Origin of the sequence: Fluviicola sp., from assembly GCF_030151805.1 — a bacterium.
Classification (GTDB): domain Bacteria; phylum Bacteroidota; class Bacteroidia; order Flavobacteriales_D; family Crocinitomicaceae; genus Fluviicola.
This window is the reverse complement of sequence record NZ_JASLCN010000072.1, coordinates 1-4,354: the sequence shown is the minus strand read 5'-3', so window position 1 is coordinate 4,354 and position 4,354 is coordinate 1. Positions and strand designations below refer to the sequence as shown.

Here is a 4,354-nt window from a genome sequence, read left to right as displayed (position 1 = left end):
GCATTGTATTGCGTGGTATCTCCTTTTTGCTCCACCCGGATTGCCTTTGCTTCCACCGTCACTTCTTCGATGAGTTTGGTATCGGTTTTCATCACAAAATCCATTACTGTTTTCCCGGCAGGAAGTTCTATTCTCTTCACCTGATCGGAATATTCCAGGGAAGTCACTTTCAGAAAGTAAGTTCCGGGTGTCAGATCCGTCATGCTGTACGTTCCTTCTTCATTGGTCATGGCAACTTTCACCACACTTGAATCCGGTACGGAAAGCAAAACAACCCGCACATCCATCAGCATTTCAGAAGTTTGTTTATCGGAAATTTTTCCGGTGAGTTCGGTTTGTGAAAAGCCTGTAAAAGAAAGACTAAAGATGCTGATCAGAAGAACAAGAATGGAGTGTTGTTGCATAATATGGGTTTGTATCTATCCTTTGATTGTTTTCGGGACAAAAGGTTTATTTATTCCGAAAAAAAATCTTTGGAGAATAGCAAAAATCGTGCCCCGGAAAGGTAGATCTCTTTCTTTAAACGCACTAAAATTCCGACGGCCTGTTCTTTCCACTCCAGGAATTTCATCGCAAGGTGTTACTACTCGTGATTCAAAAGGTGTCTTTCATGACATGAAAACAGCTTCCTGTGACAATCATTCCGCTTCTCTGCACAGGATTCATCTACATTCGTCCCATCACTGAATTCAGAAACACAGCATTCTTCACAGTATGAAATAACCGTTAGATGCCGTGCTTGTCAGAAGTGGAGCAGAACCCACTAAAAAAACGAACTGTTCCCGTGCAGTAAATCATAGGAGGCGGTCACCGAAAAGCCTGATGAGTAGGAGAAAAACAAATGAATATGTCAACGTACAAAGTAAACATCCCCGCAGGTCCACTCTGGAGTAATGATGAAGCTCAAAAAATGGGACCACTTATTGCTGCAGCACATCAAGGTAAATTTACTGGACAGTGGAATACCGTTATTGAAGGTCAAATGAGCGTAGTTGAAGTGGAACTACAAGTGAAAAACACCGGGAAAAACGAGTTTAAAACCTATGTTCTTGCCGGACCGATCTGGAGCAACGACGAAGCTCAACAAGTAGGAAAAACATTGGCTGCTTCCTACGGTGCTGAATTTACCGGTCAATGGAAAACCATTGTTGAAAGTGTCATGAGTGTTATTGAGATCAAATATACGTTCTAACACACAAACTCTTAAGAAACTGCCGGGTAAGTCCGGTGGTTTCTTTTTTAATCTGACTTCCGGAACAAAGAATCAAAGCATTCCCCAAAATACAGCCACTCAGGCTTCTGGTGCATCTATGAGGAATGCGCATTTTTGAGAAGGGGTTAAGACGGAAAGAGTCAAGACCTAAAGGGTTAGACTTTTGAGACTTACGTGGATAAATGATGGTCAAAAACGCCGGAAACAGGCTAAAAATAAATGTTAGATTTATAACTTTTTAATACTCTATCTATACAGTACCCATACTCTACCTATGCTCTATCCGTAGTTAACCTGTACATGACGGTGTTTTATTTGCTTTTTGATTGGATTTTTGAACATTGGATTTTACAGGTGTGTGAAGTGTCGGATTATTTGCGAGTTTGTAATCCTGAGAAAATAATTTCATAGGCATGAATTAATTTTAACCTAAAAAAACGTTAACAAACTATAAATCAACACAATAAAAAGCAACCAAAAAACTTAAATTTCGTTTTGCAGTCAGTTATAAAATACTACTACAATGCAACAAATCGAAATTTCAATAAATCCTCTTGCGGAATTTCTGGAAGCAACCGAATCCAGGAAAATAAAAATTATCGAAGAACAGCTGGATCCTGATCCTGTTCGTATTCCATATTATCAAAAGGCAAGGGCATCAATAGTCAAGTCTTTCATGGGAAACAAGAATCATGAATTGGTTAAAATGGCTATTGAATATATTCGCCAACAACCGATTAAAAAAAAATGGCACATCAGTAATAAAGCTGGTTCTCTTGAAGCTTTAGCTAATTGGATGAATATGAACTTACCACAAGAATTGTTAGATGCAAAGCTTGAACGTTTAACAACAAAAGCAAAGTTTTATCAGTTATACGGTGTGCTAATAAAAATTTCTCCTTCAGGAATATTCAGAGTAGTAATTGATGGTCAAAAATATATTGGAGCATTCAAGGTTCATATTTCAAAGGGAAAACCTTTCAGCAACAAGCAATCTGCATTGGTAGCCCAATTATTGAATTTATTCTTAAGCGGTTTTGTCGCTGAAGAAGATGAGATTGTTGACCCGCGCTTTTGTTTATGCATTGATCCATTTGCTCAATCTGTGATAACAGCCTCTCATAAGATCCGCTATGATGTACGACAATTAAAAACTGCATGTTCCGAAATCAATCACATCTGGAACAATAGTGGAAATAAGAACCTGGGTGTTGCATAATTAAATCCATTTATCCGAATCCCGAAAACACCAAAAAACTCAACGCTTATACTCCAATATCAAGCGAATATCAATTTGGTTTTAAGTTTTCAGCCACATTTCGCTGCCTGCACTGGTGAATAGCTAACTTTGCCAACAAATAACAAATTTACGATCTAATGAAAAAACAATTTTTGTGTCTGCTTATCGGAGGAGCTCTTTTGGCTGCTTCTTGTTCCAGAACTCCGGAAAGCAAAGTGACGGAATATACTTCCAATGTGAAAGGTTTCCTAAATGGAAAAAACAATGAGTACTGAGACCCGGTATACAATTTGTTTAATCTGAAGACTTTAACTGACGATTGGGATGGAAAAGAAGATTTCAGCCCGAAAAGCGGAGACGACAAACTGATAAAGGTAGAATTCTCCGTTCAAACAACAGAGATGAATACAAATATCGGAATGTTGGAAACAAACATCTCTCTTTTTGATGCTGCAACGAAGAAAACGTATGCTGCAAGTACTTCTCTTGCTACAGGACCAACGTTCAAAGGACTTTCATCTACTTACGAATCGGGTTATGCGGTATTTAGTGTTCCTGTAGATGCGAAACTGGACGACCTGTATTTGGGTGCCAGCAGTAAAAATGAGTTAAACGTTGATTTAAGCAAAGAAAAAAAGGAAACGTTATTACCCTTGAAGAAATTAGAAGCTCCGGCAGAAAAGACCGTTGCTTTGAACGCAACACATGCAGTTGAAGACATCATTTTCGGATTAACAAAAACATACACCTTCAATAAGATCACATACAACGTGAAAGACGAGAAAGTGAAAAAATTCCATGCAGGATTGCCAGGAATGGAGTATGTTACGTTCATCAAACTGGAATTGGATATTGAAAACTCATCTGCTTCAGAAAAAGCATGGGTGAGCATGCCGTGGTTAATCACTGAATACGGTTACTCACTTCCTGAGTCCGGTTCAGAATTCGGAGAAAAACCATCCCAGGTTGATCCGGGAAAAACAAGTCTTGTTTTGTATTACAGAGTAAATGCAGGTGAGAAAGTATTCCAATTCGTTGGAGAAGATAATAAAGGAGACGATTATACTGTGAAACTGTAAGAAGTTAAACAAGTTCTTTTTAAAAAGTAATGTGAAAGAGACCGACCGTGAAAACGGCGGTCTCTTTTTGTTTTCAGAAAGGTGTATTTAAGTCTTTTTTCTTAAATTACTCTTTTAATATCAATGAATATCACTATGCATAAATATGGTGTTTTTTGGATGGCTTTTTTGCTTTCACTTTCTTTCAGTTTCTCCTTTTCGCAAACGACCATCGAAAATTATCATTTTTTCCTGGCAACCGGAAATTTGAAGGGGCAGGAATTACTCGTTTTACGTCATTTCGATCAGCAGGGAAATCACTTCTATTTCACTGTAAACATGCAGACGCTCGAGACGGCTGTGCTTCCGGCAAAAGACCTGGCAGTTACTGAAACAAGCTGGTCAAAATTAATTGCATCATTTTCGGATCGTCCATATATCAAGGCTTTGGTTTATGCCGACAAACAATCCTTTGCGATGCAGGATGCCGGAATTACGCATGGTTATCCGGTAGAAAAGGGAATTACACTTACCATTGATTTGTGCCCGTCTGAAAAACCGCTCGACCGGACTATTTTCACTTCCCTGATTGCTGAGTTCAGTAAAATTGAACAACCGGTTCCCCTCGCCTTATCGCTTTCCGGTCGTTTTTTACTTACACATATCAACGACATTGAATGGCTGAAGGGATTACAGGCAAAGGGAAATATCGCTATTACGTGGATCAATCATTCGTATACACATTATTACAATCCGAAACTGCCGCTGGCCGAGAACTTCCTGCTCAAACCCAACACAGATCTCAACCTGGAAGTATTGGGAACAGAAATTGCGATGCTGCAA

At 39.0% G+C, this 4,354-nt stretch carries 6 protein-coding genes; 5 read left to right on the top strand and 1 reads right to left on the bottom strand.

All coding sequences use genetic code 11. The features are described 5' to 3' along the window. Positions 1 to 404, bottom strand: a 404-nt coding sequence (locus Q1V93_RS03035; RefSeq protein WP_300661264.1) for a carboxypeptidase regulatory-like domain-containing protein, incomplete at its 3' end; no start/stop codon positions are given. A gap of 443 nt (positions 405 to 847) precedes the next feature. Here Q1V93_RS03035 and Q1V93_RS03030 point away from each other — a divergent pair. The 5 genes from Q1V93_RS03030 to Q1V93_RS03010 form a co-directional block, all read left to right on the top strand. Then, positions 848 to 1,192 carry a mannan-binding lectin gene (locus tag Q1V93_RS03030; RefSeq protein WP_300661261.1) on the top strand — a complete coding sequence of 115 codons (345 nt, stop codon included), beginning with the start codon at positions 848 to 850 and terminating at the stop codon, positions 1,190 to 1,192. A gap of 544 nt (positions 1,193 to 1,736) precedes the next feature. Then, positions 1,737 to 2,432 carry a hypothetical protein gene (locus tag Q1V93_RS03025; RefSeq protein ID WP_300661258.1) on the top strand — a complete coding sequence of 232 codons (696 nt, stop codon included), beginning with the start codon at positions 1,737 to 1,739 and terminating at the stop codon, positions 2,430 to 2,432. A gap of 158 nt (positions 2,433 to 2,590) precedes the next feature. Beyond that, entirely contained in the window at positions 2,591 to 2,728 is a 138-nt protein-coding gene (locus Q1V93_RS03020) for a hypothetical protein (protein ID WP_300661256.1), read from the top strand. 15 nt (positions 2,729 to 2,743) lie between these two features. Then, a complete protein-coding gene (locus tag Q1V93_RS03015; RefSeq protein WP_300661254.1) occupies positions 2,744 to 3,532 on the top strand; it encodes a hypothetical protein in 789 nt (262 codons plus the stop codon). 123 nt (positions 3,533 to 3,655) lie between these two features. Continuing rightward, positions 3,656 to 4,354: polysaccharide deacetylase (locus Q1V93_RS03010; RefSeq protein ID WP_300661252.1), on the top strand; the 699-nt coding region annotated here is incomplete at its 3' end.